The organism is Novosphingobium sp. ZN18A2 (genome assembly GCF_036784765.1).
Taxonomy (GTDB): Bacteria; Pseudomonadota; Alphaproteobacteria; order Sphingomonadales; family Sphingomonadaceae; genus Novosphingobium.
Genome location: NZ_CP136651.1, coordinates 2,584,520 through 2,609,012 on the forward strand (window position 1 = coordinate 2,584,520; position 24,493 = coordinate 2,609,012).

General features: G+C 62.9%; 24 protein-coding genes. 4 read left to right on the forward strand and 20 right to left on the reverse strand.

The genetic code is table 11. The features are described from left to right. The first annotated feature begins 62 nt into the window (after nucleotides 1–62). Nucleotides 63–710, forward strand: a complete 648-nt coding sequence (locus RXV95_RS12360; protein WP_338466345.1) for a 2OG-Fe(II) oxygenase — start codon at nucleotides 63–65, stop codon at nucleotides 708–710. Between the two features lie 71 nt (nucleotides 711–781). Continuing rightward, nucleotides 782–1,498 (forward strand): CPBP family intramembrane glutamic endopeptidase, encoded by a 717-nt coding sequence (locus tag RXV95_RS12365; protein WP_338466346.1) that lies wholly within the window; start codon nucleotides 782–784, stop codon nucleotides 1,496–1,498. On the opposite strand, the gene RXV95_RS12370 is transcribed toward RXV95_RS12365, so the two are convergent. From RXV95_RS12370 to rpsB, 13 genes are all read right to left on the reverse strand, one after another. Next, nucleotides 1,493–1,888 (reverse strand): group III truncated hemoglobin, encoded by a 396-nt coding sequence (locus RXV95_RS12370; protein ID WP_338466347.1) that lies wholly within the window; start codon nucleotides 1,886–1,888, stop codon nucleotides 1,493–1,495. The genes RXV95_RS12365 and RXV95_RS12370 overlap by 6 nt on opposite strands. 87 nt (nucleotides 1,889–1,975) lie before the next feature. Next, entirely contained in the window at nucleotides 1,976–2,200 is a 225-nt protein-coding gene (gene rpmE / locus RXV95_RS12375) for a 50S ribosomal protein L31 (RefSeq protein WP_338466348.1), read from the reverse strand. Nucleotides 2,201–2,485: 285 nt separating this feature from the next. Next, a complete protein-coding gene (gene fabZ / locus RXV95_RS12380; protein WP_338466349.1) occupies nucleotides 2,486–2,962 on the reverse strand; it encodes a 3-hydroxyacyl-ACP dehydratase FabZ in 477 nt (158 codons plus the stop codon). 13 nt (nucleotides 2,963–2,975) lie between these two features. After that, nucleotides 2,976–3,638, reverse strand: a complete 663-nt coding sequence (locus RXV95_RS12385) for an OmpH family outer membrane protein (protein WP_338466350.1) — start codon at nucleotides 3,636–3,638, stop codon at nucleotides 2,976–2,978. Next, nucleotides 3,638–6,307: an outer membrane protein assembly factor BamA gene (bamA, locus tag RXV95_RS12390; protein WP_338466351.1), complete on the reverse strand. Its 2,670-nt coding sequence runs from the start codon at nucleotides 6,305–6,307 to the stop codon at nucleotides 3,638–3,640. The genes RXV95_RS12385 and bamA overlap by 1 nt, the downstream gene beginning before the upstream one ends. A 185-nt stretch (nucleotides 6,308–6,492) precedes the next feature. Further along, nucleotides 6,493–7,620: an RIP metalloprotease RseP gene (gene rseP, locus RXV95_RS12395; protein ID WP_338466352.1), complete on the reverse strand. Its 1,128-nt coding sequence runs from the start codon at nucleotides 7,618–7,620 to the stop codon at nucleotides 6,493–6,495. Nucleotides 7,621–7,636: 16 nt separating this feature from the next. Then, nucleotides 7,637–8,800, reverse strand: a complete 1,164-nt coding sequence (locus tag RXV95_RS12400; protein WP_338466353.1) for a 1-deoxy-D-xylulose-5-phosphate reductoisomerase — start codon at nucleotides 8,798–8,800, stop codon at nucleotides 7,637–7,639. Nucleotides 8,801–8,817: 17 nt separating this feature from the next. Further along, nucleotides 8,818–9,555, reverse strand: coding sequence for a phosphatidate cytidylyltransferase (locus tag RXV95_RS12405; protein ID WP_338466354.1), 738 nt, complete (start codon nucleotides 9,553–9,555; stop codon nucleotides 8,818–8,820). Next, nucleotides 9,542–10,210, reverse strand: coding sequence for a polyprenyl diphosphate synthase (uppS, locus tag RXV95_RS12410; protein WP_338466355.1), 669 nt, complete (start codon nucleotides 10,208–10,210; stop codon nucleotides 9,542–9,544). Before uppS ends, RXV95_RS12405 begins: the two co-directional genes overlap by 14 nt. Nucleotides 10,211–10,266: 56 nt before the next feature. Then, nucleotides 10,267–10,824 (reverse strand): ribosome recycling factor, encoded by a 558-nt coding sequence (gene frr, locus RXV95_RS12415; RefSeq protein ID WP_338466356.1) that lies wholly within the window; start codon nucleotides 10,822–10,824, stop codon nucleotides 10,267–10,269. A gap of 2 nt (nucleotides 10,825–10,826) precedes the next feature. Beyond that, on the reverse strand, nucleotides 10,827–11,549 hold the full coding sequence (gene pyrH, locus RXV95_RS12420; protein WP_338466357.1) for a UMP kinase: 723 nt from the start codon (nucleotides 11,547–11,549) through the stop codon (nucleotides 10,827–10,829). Between the two features lie 139 nt (nucleotides 11,550–11,688). After that, the gene (tsf, locus tag RXV95_RS12425; RefSeq protein WP_338466358.1) at nucleotides 11,689–12,615 is read right to left on the reverse strand and encodes a translation elongation factor Ts; all 927 of its coding nucleotides are present in this window, start codon (nucleotides 12,613–12,615) and stop codon (nucleotides 11,689–11,691) included. A 169-nt stretch (nucleotides 12,616–12,784) separates the two neighbouring features. After that, nucleotides 12,785–13,543: a 30S ribosomal protein S2 gene (rpsB, locus tag RXV95_RS12430; protein ID WP_338466359.1), complete on the reverse strand. Its 759-nt coding sequence runs from the start codon at nucleotides 13,541–13,543 to the stop codon at nucleotides 12,785–12,787. Between the two features lie 361 nt (nucleotides 13,544–13,904). Here rpsB and RXV95_RS12435 point away from each other — a divergent pair, with 361 nt between their 5' ends. After that, nucleotides 13,905–14,186 carry a hypothetical protein gene (locus RXV95_RS12435; protein WP_338466360.1) on the forward strand — a complete coding sequence of 94 codons (282 nt, stop codon included), beginning with the start codon at nucleotides 13,905–13,907 and terminating at the stop codon, nucleotides 14,184–14,186. Here the strand turns inward: RXV95_RS12435 and RXV95_RS12440 are convergent. From RXV95_RS12440 to RXV95_RS12455, 4 genes are all read right to left on the reverse strand, one after another. After that, nucleotides 14,131–14,937 (reverse strand): phosphatidylcholine/phosphatidylserine synthase, encoded by an 807-nt coding sequence (locus RXV95_RS12440; RefSeq protein WP_338468560.1) that lies wholly within the window; start codon nucleotides 14,935–14,937, stop codon nucleotides 14,131–14,133. The genes RXV95_RS12435 and RXV95_RS12440 overlap by 56 nt on opposite strands. A 38-nt stretch (nucleotides 14,938–14,975) precedes the next feature. Further along, the gene (locus tag RXV95_RS12445; protein ID WP_338466361.1) at nucleotides 14,976–15,725 is read right to left on the reverse strand and encodes a phosphatidylserine decarboxylase; all 750 of its coding nucleotides are present in this window, start codon (nucleotides 15,723–15,725) and stop codon (nucleotides 14,976–14,978) included. Nucleotides 15,726–15,728: 3 nt separating this feature from the next. Further along, complete coding sequence (locus RXV95_RS12450; RefSeq protein ID WP_338466362.1) at nucleotides 15,729–16,853, reverse strand: beta-ketoacyl-ACP synthase III; 1,125 nt, start codon at nucleotides 16,851–16,853, stop codon at nucleotides 15,729–15,731. A 77-nt stretch (nucleotides 16,854–16,930) separates the two neighbouring features. Beyond that, nucleotides 16,931–18,721 carry an acyclic terpene utilization AtuA family protein gene (locus RXV95_RS12455; protein WP_338466363.1) on the reverse strand — a complete coding sequence of 597 codons (1,791 nt, stop codon included), beginning with the start codon at nucleotides 18,719–18,721 and terminating at the stop codon, nucleotides 16,931–16,933. Nucleotides 18,722–19,158: 437 nt separating this feature from the next. Here RXV95_RS12455 and RXV95_RS12460 point away from each other — a divergent pair, with 437 nt between their 5' ends. Next, entirely contained in the window at nucleotides 19,159–19,941 is a 783-nt protein-coding gene (locus tag RXV95_RS12460; RefSeq protein ID WP_338466364.1) for a helix-turn-helix domain-containing protein, read from the forward strand. 33 nt (nucleotides 19,942–19,974) lie between these two features. On the opposite strand, the gene RXV95_RS12465 is transcribed toward RXV95_RS12460, so the two are convergent. From RXV95_RS12465 to RXV95_RS12475, 3 genes are all read right to left on the reverse strand, one after another. Continuing rightward, the gene (locus RXV95_RS12465) at nucleotides 19,975–20,652 is read right to left on the reverse strand and encodes a recombinase family protein (RefSeq protein WP_338466365.1); all 678 of its coding nucleotides are present in this window, start codon (nucleotides 20,650–20,652) and stop codon (nucleotides 19,975–19,977) included. Between the two features lie 1,410 nt (nucleotides 20,653–22,062). Beyond that, on the reverse strand, nucleotides 22,063–23,961 hold the full coding sequence (locus RXV95_RS12470; protein ID WP_338466366.1) for an AAA family ATPase: 1,899 nt from the start codon (nucleotides 23,959–23,961) through the stop codon (nucleotides 22,063–22,065). Between the two features lie 316 nt (nucleotides 23,962–24,277). Next, nucleotides 24,278–24,466: a DNA-binding protein gene (locus RXV95_RS12475; RefSeq protein WP_338466367.1), complete on the reverse strand. Its 189-nt coding sequence runs from the start codon at nucleotides 24,464–24,466 to the stop codon at nucleotides 24,278–24,280. Between the last annotated feature and the right edge of the window lie 27 nt (nucleotides 24,467–24,493).

Sequence of the window (24,493 nt, forward strand, 5' to 3'; positions counted from 1 at the left end):
GTCGAAGGGGCTTGCACGACAACCTTCGGCAAGGTCAGGACGAACGGCGGAAGGATCGTGAATTGAACAACACCATATCCCTGCCGCCCGGTGACACTTCGACCGAACGCCTGCTTACCGCGCCCGGCATCCAGCGCGTGCCCAGCCCGAAGCTGGAGATGTTCGTGCTGCGCGGATTCCTGACAGACGAGGAATGCGACGCCTTGCGCGCGCTGATAGACCGGGATCGCCGCCCGTCCACCATCGCGGATGAAAACGGCGACAACTATTTCCGCACCAGCGAAACCTGCGATCTTTCCGCAAGCGAACCCGCCATCGCCGTGTTGGAGGCCAAGCTCCACGCCTTGACCGGGATTGCCGCCGCGCATGGAGAACCGGTGCAGGGCCAGCACTACGATCCGGGGCAGGAGTTCAAGGCACATACCGATTATTTCGAACCGTCGGGTGAAGGATACCGGCAATATTGCGCGGTGGCGGGACAGCGGACATGGACCTGCATGATCTATCTGAACGACGTGGAAGCGGGCGGCGCCACGCGCTTCAAGGTGGTGGGAAAGACCATCCAGCCTGAGCGCGGAAAGCTCGTGTGCTGGAACAACCGCCGGCCGGACGGAACCTGCAACCCCGCCACGCTCCACCACGCGATGAAGGTGCGAAAGGGCGAAAAATACGTGATCACCAAGTGGTACAGGGAACGGCCCTGGGGCTGACCCCCGCTGTATTGCGCGCACAATACACCATGTGATAGCACCCCATCGCCGGGCGGGGAGGCTTACGCACTATGAACGGAATAATCGGCCTGCTTGGCGTGCTGGCGATCCTGATCGCGACCGGGGCGATCATTGGCGTTTTTTCGCGCGGACAGGTTTCGTGGCGATGGCTTATGGTCGGCGCCGCGCTCGTCTCGATCAACGATGCCATGCTGACGCAAGCCTATGGCCTTGCGCCGCGCCTTTTCCCCGCTGCCGAATGGAACTGGCAGGGCAAGGTCTGCGCGCTGCTGGCGACGCTGGCCATCGCGGCAATGCCGGCGTTCGGCTGGCGTCGCTGCGGCATTACCCTGCGCCAGGCGAGGGGCAGCCTTGCCGCCAGCATCCCGGTCCTGTTGCTTTATTGCGCGTTCTTCATTGCGATTGCCTTCGCCTTCCCCAGCGGCCCGGCATCGCACGAAACGGTGGCCTTCCAGCTTACGATGCCCGGATTCGAGGAAGAGCCGTTCTATCGCGGCATCCTGTTGTTCGCGCTGGACCGCGCCTTTACCGGACGTGTGCGGCTGCTTGGCGTCGACTGGGGCTGGGGCGCGGTGCTTTCGTGCGCGATGTTCGGCCTTGCCCACGCATTCAGCTATTCCGGCGGGCAATTCACGTTCGATGCCATGACCATGGCGCTTACCGCGCTTCCGTCATTCATCGCAGTCTGGCTTCGCCTGCGAACCGGAAGCGTGCTGCTTCCGGTTGTCATGCACAATTTCGGAAATTCGATTTCGCTGATCTTATAGCGATGCGCCGCGCGGCGCGATGTCTTCCGCGCGGAAGAACAGCCCGGCCTTGAAGCTTTCGCCCATCGTGCGGGCCTTGGCCTGCATCTCTCGCGCGGCGGCAGGCGGAAGCATTTCGTTCGTCACCTCTTCCCACAGCGCCAGCCAGCGATCGAACATTTCGGGCCTGATCCGGTCCTTGTGCCGGAAATGCGCGCCCATCGGACTGCCCTTGAAGCGGCCGGTTCCCATCATCACCGAAGACCAGAAATCGATCAGCCGGACATGATGGCGATCCCAGTCTTCCACCGCATGCGCGAAGACCGGGCCGATCAGGTCATCCGCCTGCACGCGTTCGTAAAACGCGGGGACAAGCGCGGCGATGGCGGCTTCGGCAGCTTCACGGGACATCGTTGCAATCCTCAACAGCGCGAAAAGCGAAAAGGGCGACCCTGCGGGGCCGCCCTCTGTTCGCGTTTTCCGCACAAGTGCGAAAGCTTACTTCTTGAGCGTAAGCCCGCCGAAGCGCTTGTTGAACTGGGCCACGCGGCCGCCGTCCTGAATCTGCGCCCTGCCGCCGGTCCATGCCGGGTGGGTGGTGGGATCGATCTCAAGATTCAGCGTGTCGCCTTCCTTGCCCCACGTGGAGCGGGTTTCGAACACGGTGCCGTCGGTCATCTGCACCTTGATCATGTGGTAATCGGGATGGGTATCGGCCTTCATGGCGTTAAGCTCCGTTGGTCGGGCCGGTTCCGACCGGCCCCATGGAATCTCGGGAAAGGGGGGCCATTAGTGGTTTTCCGGCAGTCTGGCAACCCCGTCGCGAAAGGAACGCTCGGTCTGTCGGAGCGGCACCGGCCCTCTCCCCCACCCGGCCACCCAAGGCATTATCCTGACAGGGAGGCCGGGTGGGGGAGAGGGCCGGTGCCGAAGGCGGGGCGGATGCCTCGCCGCCCGCCAGACCTGCACTTCCGCTTGGTAACAGGTAAGCCAGACTGGCGGAAATTCTTACGCAATCATGGCGGTAAAGTTCGCTTCCGATGCGATCTTGTCGCCCAGCATCGCCTTGCCGGCGAACTTGCAGACTTTCGACCGCTTCTGAACGAACTCCACGTGCAGGTCGAGCAGGCAACCCGGCTCGACCGGCGTGCGGAACTTCGCTTCTTCTATCGCCATGAAATAGACGAGCTTTCCGCTGCCCGACAGGCCCAGCGATTCAACCGCAAGCACGCCTGCGGCCTGCGCCAGCGCCTCTATCTGCAAGACGCCGGGCATGATCGGGCGGCCGGGGAAATGCCCCTGGAAGAACTGTTCGTTCATCGTCACGGCCTTGACCGCGTGGATCGACTGGTCGGGGACCAGCGCGACAACACGATCCACCAGCAGCAAGGGATAGCGGTGCGGCAGCGCCGCCATCACCTTCGTAACGTCGAAGGACAGGGGCGCCGCGTCGGCGCCCCCTTCCCCGTTTGCCTCTTCACTCACGGCGTCCGGCCTCTCAGCGGCCCGAAGGCGCCTGGGTGTTGCCCTGCTGCTGCTGCTGCGCAGCCTGCTGGGCGGCCTGCTGCTCACGCTCGGCGCGCGGCATCCAGCCGGCCGGCGGCACCAACTGCGCCGACGGGATCAGGGCGTTCAGCTCGGTCAGGATCGCCTGGTTCAGGTTATAGGTCTGGTCGGCCTTGACCACGCTCTGCGCGTCGAGGACCAGCGTCACCTTCTGCTTGTCCATGGCCTGCTGTGTGGCCTGGTCCAGCTTGTCGCCGATCTGTTCGAGGACGTACTGCTGCGAAAGCTGCAGTGGCTCAAGGATCTTGTTGATCTCGGCCTGGCCCGATTGTTCGATCTGGCGGATCTGCACCGCCTGCTTCTGCAGCGCGGCCTGATCGGCATTGGGCTTCTTCGAATCGGCTTCAAGCTTTTCGTAGAGCGGCTTCAGCTGCGCCTGGATCTGGTCGCGGCGCGCCTTGGCCTGGTCGATCTGCGCCTTGTATGTGACCGGGCGCTGCTGCTGCGCGGTCTTGAAGGCGTTTGACGCGGCCACGATGGCCTGCGGATTGGCGACAGCGATGCCCTTCACCGCCTGGGCGGTGGCCGGCTGGGCCAGGCCGATGGCACTGGCGGACGCAAGGGCGAGTGCGAATGCGAAAGTCTTGGTTTTCATCAGAACTGGGTTCCTACGTTGAAAGTGAATGTCTTGGGGTCGTCCCCCGGCTCCTTCAGGAGCGTCTTGGCAAAGTTGATGCGGAACGGCCCGAAGGGCGAGTTCCAGTTGACGCCAATACCGACCGATACGCGCGGCTTCGGCGTATCGCCTAAGTAATATTCCTGGAACGGAGGTATCTGCGTGTAGATCGTATTGTCGCTCCCGTCGGGAGCAGTCGCGCTGGTCGTTACCGATGTCACGCCGTTATATGTCTGGCTGTAAAGCGTGGTCGTTCCGGTATTGCCATCCAACACCGGCTTGTTGGCGCCCCAGACTGCACCGGCATCGATGAAGATCGACGGACGCAGGCCAAGATCCTTGGCGCCGGAGCCCAGCGGAATCTCCAGTTCCGCGTGGCCAAGGTAGTAATACTTGCCGCCCAGCGCATCGTCGGTCCATGTCTTCCGGTCGGTGGTGGGGAGCAGGTTGCCGTTGCCGTCGTCCAGCAAGGGCTTGCGCAGCACACGCGGGCCAACGCCGCGAATGTCGAAACCGCGCATCTGCGGTTCGCCAAGGAAGAAGCGGTCGGTCAGGCGCACGTCCTGCCCCAGCCCCTTGATTGCCCCGCCTTCACCGCGCAGCGAGAAGATGAAGCCCTTGCCGAGGTTGAAATAGCGGTTCACGTTCCCGGTGATGCGGGCGTAGCGCACCGAGCCGCCAAGCCCCGCGACGTTGACCGAACCGACGATGTTCCAGCCGCGCGTGGGGTGGATACGATTGTCCAGCGTATTGTACACCAGCGATGCACCGACGATCGAGCTTGTGCGGTGACCGATCGCATCGCACAGGTAACGGCCGGCAAGCAGGGTGGAACATTGCAGGTCGCCGTTTGCGTCGGGCAGGTAATAGGTGCCCTTGGCCAGCGTCACGTCGTCGATGTTGAACGTGTAGCTGCCGATCAACGACATATATTCGGTAAGCGGCACGCCGACGCGGAACGAGATGCCGGTGGTTGACTGCTTGTACGTCGTGTTGCGGTTGGAATTGTAATAATTGAAGCTGTTCAGATCGCGCCGATAGATATCGACACCCAGCGAGATGTTGCGGTCGAACAGGTAAGGTTCGGTAAAGCTGGCCTGAACGCTCTTGGAGTAGCTCGAGATGTCGCCGCTGAGGCCGATCGTCTGGCCGCGCCCGCGGAAGTTGTTCTGCTGGACCGAGGCCTGGAAAATGAAATTTTCAAGGCTCGAATACCCGGCGGAAAGCTGCAACTGGCCGGTCGGCTTTTCCTCGACATTGGCTTCCAGAACGATGCGGTCGGGCGCGCTGCCCTGCTTCTGCTGGACCTCGAACTTGTCCTGGAAATAGCCGAGCGAGTTGATGCGGCTAGTGGTGCGCTTGACCAGGAACGAATTGAACGCGTCGCCTTCCGCCAGGCGGAATTCGCGGCGCACGACCTTGTCCTGCGTCAGCGTATTGCCGTTCACGTCCACGCGCTCGACATAGGTACGCGGCGCTTCCGCAATGCGGAAGGTCACGCCCATCGTCAGGTCGTCCTTGTTGCGGCTGAAATCGGGACGCACGTCTGCAAAGGCATAACCCAGCGCACCGGCCGCCTCTGTCAGCCGGTCGACCTCGTCCTCCACGGCCTTGGCATTGTACCAGTCGCCGGTGTGGATCGGCAGAGACTTGGCAAGGCGGTCGCCGTCGAAATCGCGCAGCTGGCTATCGACCTTGATATCGCCGAACTTGTAGCGCTTCCCTTCCTCCACCACGTACGTGATGATGAAGTCCTTCTTGTCCGGCGTAAGCTCCGCCACGGCGGAAACCACGCGGAAATCGGCATAGCCGTTGGTCAGGTAGAACTGGCGCAGCTTCTGCTGGTCGAAGGCAAGCCGGTCAGGATCGTAGCTGGTGCCCGAACTGAACAGGCGGAACCAACGGGCCTGCTTGGTCACCATCTGGCCGCGCAGTTCCCCGTCGGAAAACTGGTGGTTGCCGATGATGTTGATCTGGCGGACCTTGGACTTCGGCCCTTCGTGGATCTCGAAGATGATGTCGACGCGGTTCTGGTCCAGCTTGACCATCTGCGGCTCGACCGAAGCGGCGAAACGGCCCTGCCGTTTGTAAAGTTCGATGATGCGGGCAACGTCGGCGCGCACCTTGGAACGCGTGAAGATCTGGCGCGGCGCCAGCTTGATTTCGGGCAGGATCTTGTCGTTCTTGATCCGCTTGTTGCCTTCAAGGATGATCCGGTTGACGACCGGGTTTTCCTTGACCTGGATAACGACGTTACCGGCATCGTTGTTGATCTGGACGTCGGCGAACAGCTCTGTCGCGAACAGGTCTTTCAGCGCCTGGTCGGCCAGTTCCTCGGAATAGACGTCGCCCACGCGCATCTTGATGTAGGACTTGATCGTCTCCGGTTCGAGCCGCTGGGCACCCTGCACGGTGATCGACTTGATCGTTACCGGTTGCGGTTGCGCCGGGGCAGCAACGGCGGCCGGGGTCTGGGCCTGGTCGGGAGCCGTTGTGGCAGCGGGCGTGCTGTCCGGTGCCGGCGCGGGCGCATCTTGCGCGAAAGCCACTTCGGGAACGCCGGCAAGGCAACTGGTCGCGACCAGAACGACGGCCAGGGGTACGCCGAATTCGAAAGGCGAGGTCCGGCCGGGGTTACGTCCATTCATGTTCTAGCGCCATCCCGTCTATTGGTGCGGCCATCGCTGCCTCTGAGAGGCCAGGCAACGCCGCGGCAAACAATCGCCGCCCTGTGCCCGATGCAGCGGTGCCAATCAAGCAGCCATGCCGCACAGGTGCTTCATCGCCCCGCTTTTGGTGGAAAACCCGGCCCCCGACGCCGGAACGAACCCTTCTACCCTCCAAACAGCTTCAGCGAAGCCACGTCGTTGACCGTGACAAAAAGCATCAACGCAACAACGAAAGCGAAGCCGGTGCGGAATGCCCACTCCTGCCCGCGCTCGCTCACCGGCTTTCTGCGAACTGCCTCAGCCGCATAAAACATCAGGTGACCGCCGTCGAGGACTGGAATTGGCAAGAGGTTGATGAACCCCAAGTTAATCGAGATCATGGCCGCGAACCACGCGAAATTCTGCCAGCCGAGGGCAAGCTGTTCGCCAGAGAACTTGGCGATCTTGATCGGCCCGCCCAGCTCGCGCACCTCGCGCTTGCCGGTAACGATCTGCGCGATCCCGGTGACCATCATGGAAACGATGTCGCGCGTCTGGCCGATGGCATCGCCAACCGCCTCCACCGGGCCGACGCGCACCATTTCTGCACTGGCCGTGCCGATGCCCAGGAACCCGATCTTCTGCTTGTTGCCGAACTGGTCGGTATCGATCTTGGTCCCGGCCGTCGCGGGAACGCTAACGCGGCTCCCGTCGCGCAGGACGACGATGCCCAGCGGCTCGCCCGGATGCTGGCCCACTTCCATGCGCACCTGCATGAAATCGCGAATCTTCTCGCCGCGCAGTTCCACGATGCGGTCGCCCACGCGCAGGCCCGCCTTGTCGGCCACCGATCCGGCCTGCACCTCGCCGATCACCGGCGAGGCGACGACGCGCCCGTAAAACGTGTTGAAACTCGCCAGGATCAGGATCGCGACAAGAAAGTTGGTGACCGGCCCCGCCGCAACGATCAGCGCCCGTTGCCACAGCGGCTTTGCCGGGAACGTGCGCTCCCGCTCTTCCGCGGGGAGCGAAAGCCACGCCGCATCGGGCTGGCTGGCCGGATTCATGTCGCCCGCGAACTGGACATAGCCGCCCAGGGGAATCATCGAGAGCTTCCAGCGTGTGCCGCGCTTGTCGGTCCAGCCGGCAATCTCCTTGCCGAAGCCGATAGAGAAGCCTTCCGCCTTCACGCCGAACCAGCGGCCGACAAGGTAGTGGCCAAGTTCGTGAAGGAATACCAGCGGCCCCAGCACCAGCGCGAAGGCCAGCACGGTCATCAGGATGCCGGGACTTTGCATGACCTGGCCAGTCATCTGCGCGGGGTATCCATCAGTGGGCAGGCTCCATTGCTTCACGTGCCATCGCCCGCGCATCCCGGTCGACCGCAATCACCTCGTCCAGAGAGGCGGGTGCGGGCGGCAGGCGGCGGGAAAGAATGTCTTCCGCATATGCGACAATGCGTGTGAACGCGATCTGACCGGCAAGGAACGCGGCGACGGCCACTTCGTTCACGGCGTTGAGCGTGGCCGGAGCGGCACCGCCGTGGACGACCGCTTCACGCGCGACGCGCGTTGCGGGAAAGCGCACTTCGTCCGGCGCGCGGAAAGTAAGTTCGCCAATCGCGGCTAGGTCAAGCGGGGTACATGGCGTGTCCATCCGCTCGGGCCAGGCGAGCGCGGAGGCGATCGGCACGCGCATATCCGACGGGCCAAGCTGCGCCAGCGTGGAACCGTCGCGGTATTCCACCATCGAATGCACGATGGACTGCGGATGGACGATGATGCGCAGCCGTTCCACGCCCACCGGGAACAGGTGGAACGCTTCGATGAATTCCAGCCCCTTGTTCATCATCGTGGCCGAATCGACGCTGATCTTTGCGCCCATCGACCAGTTGGGATGCTTCACCGCTTCGGCAGGCGTCGCGTGGGCCAGCCGGTCCGCCGGCCAGTCGCGGAACGGGCCTCCGCTGGCCGTCAGCGTGATCGCGCGGACGTGGGCGGGGTCGTTGCCGGCCAGGCACTGGAAAATCGCGTTGTGTTCCGAATCGACCGGCAGCAGCGTGGTGCCATGCGCGCGGACCGCCGCCGTCATCACGTCGCCCGCGGAAACCAGCGCTTCCTTGTTGGCGAGTGCGACCACCCGGCCCTGCTCAATGGCGGCCATCGTAGGCGCCAGCCCCGCACAGCCGACGATTGCCGCAACCACGATATCCGCCGGGCGCGATGCCGCCTCTACCAGCGCCTGTGCGCCGCCTGCCGCCTCTATGCCCGTTCCCGCCAGCGCTTCGCGCAAGTCCGGCAGGCAGCTTTCGTCGGCGACGACAGCGACCTGCGCTTCGAACTCACGGGCCAGCGCGGCCAGTTCCTTTGCCTGGCAATTGGCAGTCAGCGCCACCACGCGGAACGCTTCGCGGTTGCGCCGCACGAGATCGAGCGTCGATGCGCCGATCGATCCGGTTGCGCCAAGCAGGGAAAGGGTGCGTTGCTGTGCCATCAGACTTGGCTCTGCCATCAAACTTGTCCGGCCGCCCAGGCCGTTCCCACGATGATGGCCACCGGGAGCAGTCCGTCAACCCGGTCGAACAATCCGCCGTGTCCCGGAATGAGCCGGGAGGAATCCTTGGCGCCTGCCCGCCGCTTCAGCCAGGATTCGAAAAAATCGCCCGCCTGCGCCGCAACCGCCAGCAGCGCGCCTGCGATGGCGGCGGCAGCGATATTGGCGTTTTCTACCGCCAGAAGCAGGCTCGCGCCCGTCGCGCTCTCTGCGGACAGCAGGTACGAACCGTACAGCACGGCAATGCATGTCCAGATGCCCGCCGCCGCCATTCCGCCCAAGAGGCCCGACCATGTTTTCGACGGGCTGATCTTCGGCGCGATCTTCGGCCCGCCCAGCGCGCGTCCGGTGAAATAGGCGCCTGTATCGGTGCAGATCACCACCCCCAGGATACCGATCAGCAACGGCACCGGCACGACCACCAGGGCAAGCGTGCCCCAGCCGATGTAGAATGCGCCGCCGATGGCAAAACTTCCAAGTTGCGCAATATCCTGGCTCGCCTTCTTCGCAAGCATCACGAACTCGACGAACACGCCGAAGCCCACCGCGAAGATGAACAGGTCCAGCCAGTTGCCGCCCAGCCATATGGCGGTTCCGGCAATCGCCAGCATCACCACAGCCGAAGCCACGCGCACCATCAGGTCGCTTTTCTTCGCAGGGACCGCTTGCGCCACAGGATGGTCAGCGTCCGCCATAGCGCCTCTCGCGCCGGCCGAAAGCGTCGATCGCCTCTTTCAGATGCGCCGGGGTGAAATCGGGCCAAAGCACATCGGTGAACCACAACTCGGCATAGGCCGCCTGCCACAGCAGGAAGTTGGACAGGCGCTCTTCCCCCGATGTGCGCACCAGCAGATCCAACGGGGGCATTCCGTGGGTATCGAGGTGCGCCTCTATGCTCTCCGGCGTCACGTCCCCGGCGGCGGCGGCTTTTGCGGCTGCGCGCGCGATTTCCTGCTGCGAGCCATAGTTCAGCGCGATGGCCAGCTGGGTGCCGGTGTTGCGCGCCGTCCGCTCCAGCGCATCGTCGATCAGGTCCACGATATCCGGGGCAAGCACCTGATAGTCACCAATAATCCGCAGGCGCACGTTATTGGCGACAAATTCCTCGATGTCGCTGCGGATGAAATTGCGCAGCAGCCCCATCAGGTCGGCAACCTCGTCCGCCGGGCGCTTCCAGTTCTCGCTGGAAAAGGCATAGAGCGTCAGCGCGCCCAGCCCCATGTCACGCACGGCGCGCGTAACCTCTCGAACGGCTTCGACGCCGCGCTTGTGCCCCACCGCTCGCGGCATCATCCGCCGCTTCGCCCAGCGGCCGTTGCCGTCCATGATGATCGCGACGTGGCGGGGCATTGCCCTTCCTCCGCCGCCGAGCTCCTTCGCCCGCTCATCCTGAGCTTGCCGAAGGGTCACTTGCCGAGGATTTCCTTTTCCTTGTGCGCGGCAGCCTCGTCGGCCAGCGCGATCATGTCATCGGTCAGCTTCTGGACATCGGTTTCGGAGCGCTTGCGCTCGTCCTCCGAGATTTCCTTCTTGTTCTCGTCGGCCTTCAACGCTTCCATGCCGTCGCGGCGCACGTTGCGGATCGCGATGCGCGCCTTTTCGGCATACTGGCCGGCAAGTTTGGCCAGCTCCTTGCGACGTTCCTCGGTCAGGTCGGGAATCGGAAGGCGCAGAACGTTGCCGTCGTTGATCGGGTTGAGCCCAAGCCCCGCTGAACGGATCGCCTTTTCGACCGGCCCGATGTTCGACTTGTCCCACACCTGGACCGAAATCAACCTCGGCTCGGGCGTCGAAACGGTCGCAATCTGGTTCAGCGGCATCTGGCTGCCGTAAACCTCAACCGTCACGGGATCGAGCAGCGCGGTATTCGCGCGGCCCGTCCGCAGGCCCGAAAGGTCATGCTTCAGCGATTCGACCGCACCCTTCATCCGGCGCTCGAGATCGGCCTTGTCGTACTTGGCCATGTTCAGGCTCCCTTCTGCACGATCGTCTGCGTGCCCTCTCCGTCAAGAACGCGGGCAAGGTTGCCCTTCTCGCGGATGGAGAACACCACGATCGGTATGTCGTTGTCGCGGCAGAGCGCCACCGCGCTTGCGTCCATCACCTTCAGGTTCCGGGCAAGGACGGTGTCGTAATCGACTGTATCGTAACGCTTTGCCTGGGCGTTCGTCTTGGGATCGCTGTCATAGACCCCGTCAACACTGGTGCCTTTCAGCAGCGCGTCGCACTTCATTTCGGCGGCGCGCAGCGCGGCACCGGAATCGGTGGTGAAATAGGGACTGCCCACGCCAGCCGCGAAAATGACCACGCGGCCTTTTTCCAGATGCCGCTCCGCCCGGCGGCGGATCACCGGTTCGCACACCTGATCCATCTGCACGGCAGACTGGACGCGCGTCTTCACGCCCAGTTGCTCAAGCGCGTTCTGCATCGCCAGCGCGTTCATCACGGTGGCGAGCATGCCCATGTAATCAGCCTGCGCGCGATCCATGCCCTTGGCCGCGCCCGCCATGCCCCGGAAGATATTGCCGCCGCCGATAACCAGGCAGATTTCCAGCCCGGTATCGTGCGCCGCCTTCACTTCGCCGGCCAGTTCCGCCACGAATTCGGGATCGATCCCGAACTGCTGGCTTCCCATCAGCACTTCGCCCGAAAGCTTCAGCAGGACGCGCTTGTATTTCGGCTGGCTCATGGTTTCCTGATCGACGGATGCTGGGCGTTGGGCGGCCCTTATAGCCGCATGGGGGGTGCTGCCAAGGGTGGAGCGCCCCGATGCGAAAAGCGCGCCCCCGCCAGCCGGCGAGGACGCGCTTTTCAAACGGCTGTGCGGCTTACTTGACGCCGGCGGCCGCGGCGACTTCGGCGGCGAAGTCGCTCTCTTCCTTCTCGATGCCTTCGCCGAGCTGGAAGCGGACATAGTCCTTCAGCACGATCTTGCTGCCGGCTTCCTTGCCCGCCGCATCGACGACCTGCTGGATCGGCGTCTTGTTGTCCATCACGAAGACCTGGCTCAGCAGCGCGTTTTCCTTGGCATACTTTGCCACCGCGCCTTCGACCATCTTGGCCTGCACGGCTTCGGGCTTGCCGCTCTCCGCTGCCTTTTCAGCCGCGATCTTGCGCTCGCGCTCGATCAGTTCGGCGTCGAGGTCATCGGCATTGAGCGCCAGCGGGAAGGCGGCGGCGATGTGCATCGCCAACTGCTTGCCCAGCGATTCCAGAACGTCGGTCGGGGCTTCCGATTCCAGCGCGACGAGCACGCCGATCTTGCCCAGGTTCGGCGCGGCGGCGTTGTGCATATAGGGCACGACAACGCCGTTCGAAACCGAAACGGACTTCATGCGGCGGATCTGCTGGTTTTCGCCGATAGTGGCGACGTTGTTGGTCAGCTTTTCGGCAACGGTGCCGCCGTCGGGATAGGCGGCGTTCTTCAGCGCATCCACATCGTCGGCGGAAAGGCCCAGCGCAACGCCGGTGGCCTTGCGCACGAAATCCTGGAACTGGTCGTTCTTGGCGACGAAGTCGGTTTCAGAGTTGACCTCGACAGCCACGCCCCGGGTGCCTTCGACGGCAACGCCGACCAGGCCCTCGGCCGCGGTGCGGCTCGATTTCTTGGCGGCGGCGGCAAGGCCCTTGGCCCGCAGCGCGTCGACCGCGGCCTCGAAGTCGCCGTTCGCTTCGTCGAGCGCCTTCTTGCAATCCATCATGCCGGCGCCAGTGCGCTCGCGCAGGTTCTTCACGTCAGCGGCGGTGTAAGCCATCGCTCATGTCCTCTTGAGTTCGTTTGAACGGTGCGGCCGCGGCAGCACTTGCGCCGCGGCCCGTATTGCGTGTCCGAGTCAGTGTCATGACAGTCGGGCCGTGATCGGCGGGAACGCGAGAGCCGCGCGGCGCAAATCCGCGCCGGCGCCCCCGGTCACCCGCGTGCCATCACGCCTCGGCCGTCGCTTCCTCGGCCACCGGCTCTTCCATCGCGCCCATGTCGACGCCCGCATCTGCGGCGGCATCGCGCCCGCCCTTGGTGGCGGCGGCAGCAACGGTTTCGCAATAGAGACGGATCGCGCGGCTGGCGTCGTCGTTCGCCGGGATCGGGAACGCGATGCCATCGGGCGAGACGTTCGAATCGAGGATCGCCACGACCGGGATACCCAGCGTGTTGGCTTCCTTGATCGCCAGTTCTTCCTTGTTGGCGTCGATCACGAACATCACGTCGGGAATGCCGCCCATGTCGCGGATGCCGCCCAGCGACAGTTCCAGCTTGTCGCGTTCGCGCGTGAGCTGGAGGACTTCCTTCTTGGTAAGCCCCGCGGTGTCACCCGAAAGCTGCTCGTCCAGCGCCTTCATGCGCTTGATCGACTGGCTGATCGTCTTCCAGTTGGTGAGCATGCCGCCCAGCCAGCGGTGGTTGACGAAGTGCTGGCCCGAAGCGCGCGCCGCGTCGGCGATGGGCTGCTGGGCCTGGCGCTTGGTGCCGACCATCAGCACCTTGCCGCCTGCCTGGACAGTGGCCGAAATGAAATCGAGCGCGCGGCCCATCAGGGGCACGGTCTGCGACAGGTCAAGAATGTGGATGCCGTTGCGCGCGCCGAAGATGTACGGCTTCATGCGCGGATTCCAGCGGTGGGTCTGGTGGCCGAAGTGGGCACCGGCCTCGATAAGTTGCTGAAGCGTGACGGTGGGAGCCGCCATAGGATAATTCCTTTCCGGTTAATGCCTCTGGGAAGCTGGAACCGTGCGGATCGCCCGCTGCGGCACCGGTATGGGCGCTTCCCATGTGGATTTGCCTTGCGGATCGCGATGGGCGCGGATCGCCCGCCGGACCAGTCGGCGGCGGCCCCTTAGCGCAAGCGGGCGCGCGAATCCAGCCTCAAATCGCGAAAAGCGTAGCCAGCCGCGCGCGAAAACCGCTTGACGGCATGGAACAAAACGTGAACAACGCGAATCAGTAGTCACACGGATCGGAACCCGCAGGTGGATGATGCGTTATCCACAGGTCGTCCACAAGCCCCAAGGGTCGCGGACGGGCGGGAGGCAGGAAGGACACAAGGTCATGCTCGCCATCGCCATTTCGCTTGTTTTCACGATATCCGCCGCGTTCGCGGTGCTTTCCATCGTCGCCACGTTCCGCAGTCACGGCGCGAAGGCGATCGAACTGGTCCGGCTGTCCCGCACGATGACGGACAAGCGCGACTTCGTTGTCAGTTGGTGGGACTACCCGGCCGCGGGCGATGTCGTTCAGGCCCTGCCCCGCAGCCGCCAGCCCGCACGCGGCGGGGTTACGCGGCGTCCTGCCCCGGCTCTTCCCGGCGCGCCGCAACGCGCTGCCGCCTGACCCTGGCGTAACGCACAAGGCCATAGGGCATCAGCCCCAGATAGACCGCGCAAATCACCACCAGCGTCATCCACGGTTCGGTCAGCAGAGCAGCGATCACCAGGCCCACCAGCGCCAGCACTTCCAGCCGCAGGCTCTTGCGTGGCCGCAGCGAAGCCCAGCTTAGCGTCGCCATGTTGGAAATCATCAGGAAGGCCATCGCCACCACCCAGACCGCCACCAGCACGGGTTCGCGGAACACCGGGTTGCCGCTCGCGATCCACAGGTAGAGCGGCAGGAAGGCGAGCCCGGCCCCCAGCGGCGCGGGTACGCCGGTAAGGAACCCGGCGGACTTGTGCGGCTGGTCCTTCATGTCGATCCGCGCGTTGAAGCGCGCAAGGCGCAGCGCACAGGCAACGGCAAAGGCCAGAGCGGCCAGCCAGCCGAGCTTGGGCAAGTCCTGCAACGACCACAGGAACAGGATCAACGCGGGCGCCACGCCGAACGATATCGAATCCGAAAGGCTGTCCAGCTCTGCACCAAAGCGCGATTCGGCCTTCATCAGCCGCGCCACGCGACCGTCTATCCCGTCGAGCATTCCCGCCAGGATCACCGCCAGTACCGCGCGTTCCCAATCGCCAAGGATGCCGAAGCGGATACCCGTCAGCCCCGCGCACAAGGCGGCAGAGGTTACCGCGTTGGGCGCAAGCGCCCGCAGCGTGAGCCCGCGCGGCAGGCGCGCACGATCGTCGTACTCGTCCAGATCCTCCATCTCGTCGATGGGTGGATCGCCGCGACGCGCCGCGTCGCTCACTGGCTGAAGCCCTCTATCATCGGCGCCTGGCCGATCTCTGCCAGCACGGTCTCACCCGCCACGACCTTCTGACCCATCAGCACGCGTGGCTCCGTCCCTTCGGGCAAGTACACGTCCACGCGGCTACCAAAGCGGATCAGGCCGACACGCTGCCCCGCCGCCACGATGTCACCAGGTTTCACGAAGGGCACGATGCGCCGCGCCACAAGGCCGGCGATCTGGGTGAAGCCGATCATCACCCCGTCACCGCGTTCGACCAGGATATGCTGGCGTTCGTTCTCTTCGCTCGCCTTGTCGAGATCGGCGTTCACGAACTTGCCGGGGATATAGACCACCCGCCGGATCGTGCCGCCCACCGGCGCGCGGTTGATGTGGACATCGAACACCGACATAAAAATCGAAACGCGCGTGACCGGCTCTGTCCCCATCACTTTCGTTCCGCTGCCGTCCTCGGCCGAAAGCTCACGCGGGGGCGGGACTTTCTGGATCAGGGTGATCATCCCGTCGGCCGGGGAAACGATGGCCCGATCGTCACGCGGGGTAACGCGGCGGGGATCGCGGAAGAAGGCCAGGATGCCGATGGTCAGCCCGGCCATCGGCCAGGCGATCGTTTCCCATGCGAAGAATGCGGTCACCACGCAGACCACCGCCGATATCAGCGCGAACTTGCGCCCTTCGGGGTGGATCGCTGGCCAGCTCCAGCCGGCGCTGCCGCTGCCGCGATTGTCGAGGATTTCTCCGGCCATGGTTCAGGCCACCTTCCGCACGAAGACCGTGCCGACCGAATAACCCGCGCCGAACGAGCAGATCAGGCCGGTATCGCCGCCCGCCATGTCTTCGTTGTTGCGGTGGAACGCGATGATCGAGCCTGCGCTCGAGGTATTTCCATATGTATCGAGCACAGTGGGGCTCTCATCCTCGCTTGCCTCATGGCCCAGAACGCGCTGGGCGATAAGGCGGTTCATTCCGGCATTGGCCTGATGCAGCCACATGCGCCTTAGTGTCGCCGGGTCTATCCCCAGTTTTTCCGCCTGTTCGACGATCAGCCTGGCGACCATCGGAACGACTTCCTTGAACACCTTACGCCCTTCCTGGACGAAAAGCTTGTCCGCCGCGTCCCGCGTTTCCGGATGCGCCCGGTTCAGGAAGCCGAAGTTGTTGCGGATATTGTTGGAAAACACGGTCTTGAGTCGGGTTCCCAGAATTTCCCAATGAACCGTCGGGGCCATGTCCACCGCTTCGACCAGCACGGCTGTTGCCACGTCGCCGAAAATGAAGTGGCTGTCGCGGTCGCGCCAGTTGAGATGACCCGAACAGATCTCGGGACTGACGACCAGAACGGAGCGCGCATTGCCTGATCGCACAAAATCCGCCGCGGTCTGGATTCCGAACGTGGCGGAAGAACACGCAACGTTCATGTCGAAGGCGAAGCCGTCGATCCCCAGCGCGTCCTGAATTTCTATCGCCATCGCCGGATAGGGGCGTTCCATGTTGGAAGCGGCGCACAGCACCGCATCCACGTCGGCAGCGTCACGCCCGGCGCGCGCCAGCGCGTCGCGCGCGGCGGCCACGCCGATCTCTGCCAGCACCGAGATTTCCTCGTTCGGGCGTTCGGACCAGCGTGGAGCCATGATCGCGGGGTCTAGGATCGGGGCCTTGCTCATCACGTGGCGCGCCTTGATCCCGCTCGCCTTCTCGATGAATTCGGCCGAGCTTGGCATCAACGCAGTCACCTCGCCGCGCGCGATGGCATCTGCATTCGCTGCGTTGAACGCTTCCGCGTAGGCGTTGAAGCTTGCGACCAGCTCTTCGTTCGAAATCGATTCCGGCGGGGTGAACAGCCCTGTGGCCGAAATCACGGGAGTGATAGACATGGCCAGCGTCTATAGCCGCGCGGGCGATCTAACAAGCCGCTCCCGACGCGCAAACAACAGGCTTCGACCGGCGCCCGTCACGCTTCGACGAGGTTGGCAGGCACCTTTACCGGCAAGTCCAGCAACTGCTGCGCCTTGCCCTTGGCCAGCGGGTCCAGCCGCAGGCTTGAGAACTGCCCGCCGCCCAGCGCATCCTTGCAATGGAGGTTCAGCGCGCCCAGCCCCGGCAGTTCATAGCGCACCACCACCGGGTTCGCCCCGCCTTCGAATTCGTGCGCGAAATAGCGCAGCACCGCCTCTTCGCCCAGCGCGGCACGGATCCACGGCATGAACTCGGGCCGCCGCGCGATCACCCCCACGTTGAACGCATCGCCCTTGTCGCCGCTGCGCGCCCAGGCAAGGCGGATCAGCGGCACTTCGGCGTCTGCCTTGCCCGCATCCGCCGTTTCCCCGGCTGCCGGCGCCACGACCGCGGCGGGATCGAACCGGCCGCCTGCGCTCACATAAGTGCGGGTGTCGCTTTCATCGCCCAGCGTAACCGTCACCGGCACGTCGTCCACGGGGATAGTGGCGGAAAAGACGCGATAGACCGGCGTCACTTGCGGACGCGCGCCGAACCAGCCCGCCGTTCCCACAGACATCGACGTGGTGGGCGAATCGAATTCACGCAGGAAAGGCGCGAAGGCGGCTTCGTCTTCATGCTCCAGCCCGATCTTGTAGATCACTTCGCGCACGTTCTGCGCACGTGAATTGGCGCCATAGCTTGCTTCCGCACCGATCACTTCGATGCGTTTGGCGCGATAGGGACCGATGTTGCGGCCGCGCAGCATCTCTTCCACGCGCGTCACCGTGGCGTCGGCCTGCGCCTGCGCCTTCTTCGCCGCGTCGCGACCGACCACGGCCATGAACGCCATGATCCGGAAGCCGTCGGCCCACGTCACGCAGACCTTGTATCGGCCGGTCGGCGCATAGCCGCGCGTGCCCGTCACCTTCACGCGGTGCGGGCCAACCTGTTCCACGCGCGTGGTGGTGAAATCGCAAACCACATCCGGCAGGCGATAGGCCTGCGGATCGTCGATCTCGTACAGGATCTGCTCCGCCACGACCGCTTCGCTCACCAGTCCGCCCGACCCTTCGGGCTTGGTGACGATAAAGCCGCCATCGGCATGGCATTCGATAATCGGATAGCCGATGTGCGCCCAGTCCGGCACGTCTTCCCAGTCGGTGAACAACCCGCCGGTCGCCTGCGCGCCGCATTCGATCACGTGGCCGGCCAGCGACCCCTGCGCCAGTTTGTCATGCTCGTGCTCACCCCAGCCGAACTCGTGCACCAGAATGCCCAGCGTCAGTGCCGAATCGACACAGCGGCCAGTGATCACCACGTCCGCACCCATCGCCAGCGCGCGCGCGATGGGGCCGGCGCCGAGATAGGCATTGGCCGTCATCACCTTGTCGTGCGGCGGGAACGGCGCGCCGGTGAACAGCTCGGCCTGCCCGTCGATCTCGTCCAGCCGGTCAATCAGGTCGTCGCCCTCGACAATCGCGATCTTCATGGAAACGCCCGCCTCGCGCGCGATCGCCTCCATCCGCGCCATGCAGGCACGCGGATTGACCCCGCCCGCGTTGGTCACGATCTTCGTGCCGGTGCGCTTCAGTTCGGCGAGGTTGTCCTTCCATACCCATTCGGTGAAATCGGCGGCATAGCCCAGGTCCGCCCGGTGCCGCTTCATCGCGCCCAGCGCCGACATCGTCGCTTCGGCAAGATAGTCGAGGATCAGGTAGTCGACACCCGCCGCAATCAACTGGGTAGGAGCAACGCTGCTGTCGCCATAGAACGCGCAAGCGCCGCCGATGCGGACCGTCTTCATGGGAAACCTCTCCGATAGAATTTTGCCCGAATGGACCTACCGGAAGGGGTGTTTGTCAAGTGATAGGTTTGTGCGCGCGCGCGCCAGGAGTCGCGGAACGCCGGTTCACCGGCCAAACGCCGGATGCGGTCTTTCGCGTTCGGTCGATGATGGTGGGTGGTGGACAGGGGTGGATTGACGAAGCCTGTCAGAAAACCGCAGAAAACCAAGGGTTTCTCACCCCCGATGTGGGCAGATGTGTAGCAGTCCGGTGGTGCATCGACAAGGACGTCGGGTCTCAGGGCTTCGCCAACTATCGGGTAACTGTCGGGTAACTGTCGGGCCGATCCATAGGTGTCGGATCATTGTCGTGATATTGTCGGCCCAGTTGCGGGGCCGTGACGTGGCGCTGTCGGGGTGATTCGGTCCACCTTCACGGCAGCGAAGGAGACAGTTCGATGTACGTCGATCCAAAGAAGATGAAGGCAGCACGTGACCGCCGTGCGCTCACTCAAGAAGCACTAGCGAGCCAAGCACGTGTGAATGTCCGCACGATCCAACGCGCAGAAAGCGGGCACCCCATCCAAGCAGAGACGCTGGCGGAGATCGCAGCTGTCTTGGGCTTGCCCCCATCCGGCCTCATTGTCCCCGGCCCCGTCAAGGAACAAGAAGTCTTGGCCGCTGAAGCTGACGAAGGGCAAACCCAGGTTCTGAAGAGGGTGGACAGCGGGGAGATGATCATTGCGACATTGGAGCGCAGCCTTATGGTTGTTCTTGGGTGCAGCGCAGAGCCAACCGCCGAAACGATGCCTGCTTTGCGAACACTCATTAAGACGCTGGAGCGGCTCTTCCGCGATCCGTGCGATGTCGAGAAGTCGCCACCGCTCACGTTCTATTCACTCCTTGATCGCCTCGACGCCGTCGTGGCTCTCAACACCGCGCTTGCAGATGTTGAGCGCAACGGCATGGCGCTGTTCATGGCTACTTCCACTGCTTACGTGAAAGTGCCCTACAGGGGAGAGGAAGGCTACATGATCACTCGTACGGGTCAGTGGCCTGAGTACGTAACTGCAGCCCGCTTCATGATCGCAGAGTATCAATCAGAGCGTATCCGGGTTTCGAAGGAAGTGCGTTGGCCTCTTAGCGAAGAGGACATCCCGTCTTCCAGCGGCTGGCCCTCCACCGAGGTAGACGGACTCAAGCCCGCAGCAGACGACTTGGACGGAGACATCCCCTTCTGAAAAAAGCAGGGCAGCAAGAAAGAACGCCCAGACCTACGCAGCCAGCCGCGCCAACAGGTTCCGCACGGACGAAGCGTGCCACTTGCCGCCCCTAGCGGTCTTCATGTGGCGAGCGTTTAGTTCCGAAGCGATCCCAGCGAGCGACGTGGTGCCCTCTGCCCTGATGCGCCCCACGGTATCCCGCAGGCCTTCCGCGAACGCATCCGCGTTGCCCTTGATCGCCGCAACCGACGCGGCGTTCCCCTTGCCCGCACGGCGGAGCGCGGCGGCACCGTTGGGATTCCCTAGGCGCTGCCCTCGGGCCTTTGCGGCGGCAAGCGCAGCCTTGGTCCGCTCCGAGATACGTTCCCGCTCGTCCTCGTTGATGACGGCCAGGAGGCCTATGGTCAGGCGATTAACGTCGGGATTGTCGGCGCAGGTGAAGTCCACGCCACTGTTGCGCAGCTTCAGGGTGAAGGCTGCATCGCGGCTCAGACGGTCCAGCTTCGCCACCACCAGCTTCGCACCTGTCAGCCGTGCATGATCCAGTGCGGCTTGCAGCTGGGGCCGGTCGCCGCGCTTGCCGCTCTCTACTTCCGTGAACTCGGAAACAATGTCCCAGCCACGGCTTGCGCACAGGCTGCGCACGGACTGACGCTGAGCTTCAAGGCCTAGACCAGAACGGCCCTGCCCCTCGGTCGACACACGGTAGTAGGCGGTAACGCGGCACATAATGAACTCCGTACAACCTGATGCAACGCTGCCTAGGCCGAAAGGGATTCTTTTTCCGGGCCGAAGGTCCGAGGGGGATTCAAGAGTGGGGGGGGTGGGCATCATCTCTATCGCAAGTATGATTCGGGAAATTTTTCAATCCGCCAAAACCCTCGCTTTCCTGCAGGCTTCAGCGTCCTTCACGGTCGACTAGATATAATGTAGTTTATAATTTGCGCAGCACCCTCAATTGGGGAAGCCCCTTATGAAACATGGTGTTATCTTAACCGGAACCGGCTTAGCAATCGGAGTCGGCTTGGGTTTGATCGCAATCGATCGACGACCTCCCCCTCCCCAGAAAGTTAAGGTCAGCCAAGACCTAACCGAACAAGTAAATGCACCAGACAATGATTCAAGTAATACCGCAATAATGATGACTAACGACGAACTGATGAATTATTTAATTACGATGATTAAGTCTGATGGACGAGGAATTACACCAGCAGAGATGTCAATAATTTCGCGTATTTGTTACGATGTTCAAGGGAGAGAGAAAAGCTATTTTGATTCTGTGCAGAGCATGGCTAGAAGTGGGGGCACAACTCTGGGCGCAATGTTAGCGTTAGCCGAGGGTTCCTCTTCTTACCCCCCGACGGCTGGCTACCCTCCTACATTACCCCCATCTCTCGCACCGAGCTATCCTCAGGTAAGCTCGCTACCGCAAACCTACCCACCACAAGGCTATTATGGGGATACGTCTACCGACACCAACTCAGTTCTAAATGACGAGAGTTCTTCGAAGCGATGGCTTGAAGATCACCCGCAGTCCGCCGCCGCACCGCAACCAAACGTCAATGGCCGACGAACTTCTGCCGGGGGAGCTATCGACCCTGCAACTGGAGACTACTATGCCCCAGCCGGTTCGGCCTATGTCGGTGCTCGCAGTGGCTCTGTGGCCGTACCTGTAGGTCCGAGATTGGCAGTCGATCCACAAACTGGTGAAGTTGTCACGACTCTTCCTTAGCTGGGGGCATCCAGTAGCGATGATACTGCCCTCGGCTCGACCATCTGCGACGTCGTACCCACCCTCGGGCCAACAGGATCGGACTGAGATATTTGCCTTGTGTGTTCAGTGCCTGCTCCATCTCGGCCATGGCGAACGGGCGGTGGCGACTGACTTCCGGCAAGCCGCCGTACCAGTCCATGAACCGCTGACGCAGGTCGGGCTTGGCAGGCGGTGAGGCAGCATGCTGCGCTTCGATTTCCTTGTTTAAGGTGGCTACGTAAGCGCTTGGCATCGAAAATCTCGCTGGTGGTTAGTCTGCACCCGGTCTTCCGAAAACCCGAAACGGACCCGTTTCGGGTGCAGTCCACATCCCCGAAAACCCGAATCCCCCTTAGGGGTTCGGGTTCGGGTGGACTTCTGGGTGGTCAAGTAAGGCAAATACCCCCCTCAGTCAGTCGCAGGTGCCCGCCGCGTAGGAGGCTGTCGACAGCTTCTTTGGCGCGGTCGTTCGGCTTGCTACAGGAGAGGGCCGCCGCGCCGACGCCGAGCGCCTCTGTGTAGATCATGGTCTCACCGGGCTTCTGAAGGCGGCTGCGCAACGCTGCCACCACTGCCTTCTGGTTTCTACCGGTTGTCTTGCGTTTGGCCTTCACATGCAGCGTTTGCCGGACGGCGCAACTCGTCAATGGCTCGCCGTCCTCGTCCTGCCCCACCTCATAGCTGACAAGGTCGAAGTCGAATGTCTGGTCTGCACGGTCGTCCTTCGCCTTGGTGACTGTCCACTGGCGTCCCACAGTGGTCTTGTTCACTTCAATGACCGCATCCATTGCGGCGAACAGCGAGGAATGCCCTCGCAAGCCGCGTGAGCGATCCTTGCCTGCATGGTGGACAAGCACAACCAAGCCGCCAGTCTGGAATGCTATGCGTTTAGCGTTGGCGATTATGCGGCCCATATCTTGCGATGCATTCTCGTCCGCACCCGGCGCGGCTTGGTTGAGAGTATCAATGATAACTACAGCGCCGGTTCCTAGGCTCTTGGAAATCCCGTCAGCCAGCCGGTCGATACCGTCCCCGGTCAGCAGTTGCAGATCACCGCAGGAAAATCGCAGTTGATCAGAACAGGGGGCCTTGGCGTGCTTTGCTAGTGCGGTGACACGCTTGCAAAGCCCACCTTGCCCTTCAAGTGCGACATAGACGACAGGCCTCTGCTTCACACGGCAGTCAAACCAGTTGGATTCTCCAGCAGCAATGGCCCGGGCAAGGTCGAGGGCTAGAAAGGACTTGCCGGACCCCGACTCCCCATAAATTGCAGCCAGCCCGTGTGCCGGCAGCACTCCGCGAACGAGATAGGGTGTTGCTGGTATCTGCCGTAGTTGGTCGGCAGTCATGAGGTATGGCTGCGGCGTCTCTACAGGAGGCGATGGGGCTGGCATGTCTCCCGACCAGCCATTTGAGCGAGCGTGATGTCCCAAGGTGCGAAGCGTGATGCCTTTGCTCGCGTCGAAGACGTCGAACAGGTTGTCGAGAATGTCGGCATCGTATCGGTGAAGTGCCTTGCGGCTCCACTTGTGGGCAATCAGCCTCGCGTTAGCCCAGCCAGTCGAAGCCAGCGACCAGATGATGTTACGCCAGGTCTCGTAGTCACAGTCAGGTGAAACCGCGTCGAGCATTGAAAGTGCATCGCTGACGGTTGCCTTTGTCTCCGGCAGCTTTGGCGGCACCTGAGGTTGCAAGATGGTGGATTGCTTTGCCGAGCGGGACGGAAACCACTTCCGTGTTAGATCGACAACCCCTTCAGTGAAGTCGCAGAGCTTGCCTCGCGCACCGTGCCCGGTGACGGTGACGAAGCGCTTCGCGTAGTACAATTCCCTCCCATCGCCAGCGTTCCCACCCTGAAGAGCAACGCGTGACAGTCCGAGCATCCTCAGCCCCTTGCCGCTGGGTGAGACCTCTACATATGGCATCCCAAGCTGCCGCCACATGGTGTGGTGGCTCGCCATTTCGTTTGCGCAGGTGTCGAGGTCGATCGCGACGGCGTAGTAGTCAAAGCCGTCAACGTTGATCGGGTGCTGGTCGCTGAGAACGATGCCGATGCCCGAGGCTGCGCCACGCTGATGTGCTGCAAGTGCAGTATCGAACGGTAGCCAGTTCACTGGGTCGAGCGCGTTGATTCTGTGACCGCCAAGGGGGTCAACAGGTAACTTATCGAACTTGCCACTTGGCTTCGGCGGACCTGCCTTCCAAGCCACCCACCGGCGCTCCGCCTTGAGCAGATCGGGTATCGCTTGCGGGACCGGATGTGGGATTCGACGGGCACCACTCATACTGAACCGTCCTGAGCGGGTATTTGCCCGCTCCCGATGAGGCCCCACCGCGCGAACTCTAGCGAGCACTCCGCGATGATGCGGAAGTCGGACAAGGGAATATTGGCTTGGTTAGCGAGACTGCTCACCTCTGCCCGATATCCGTCTCTAGAGATGCGCCCGCCCACTTTAGCGTAGGCTAGAAACGACAACTGCAGTTGGATCATCAATCCGTCTGAAGACCGCGCCCAACCCTCGTAGCGTTTCATCACGCTCTCGATGGCCGGTTGTTTTAGGAATGCTGTGAGGTGTGCCGCAGCTTGAAGCCCTAAGTTGCTCATCGCACCACTCCCCCTTGCTCGGGGTCGACGCCTGCAAGTCGTCGGACACTGGCGATCTTCACCAGTCGGCGCGCGCCGATGCGGACGGTTTCAAGTTCGCCCTGGGCTATCAGTTCCCCCAGCTTGGTCTGGCCGATGGCCAGCATCTCTCTGGCGTCGGCTTGGCTACAAAGGATAGCTTCCACTTCAGTATACTCCGCTAAAGTCCGCGC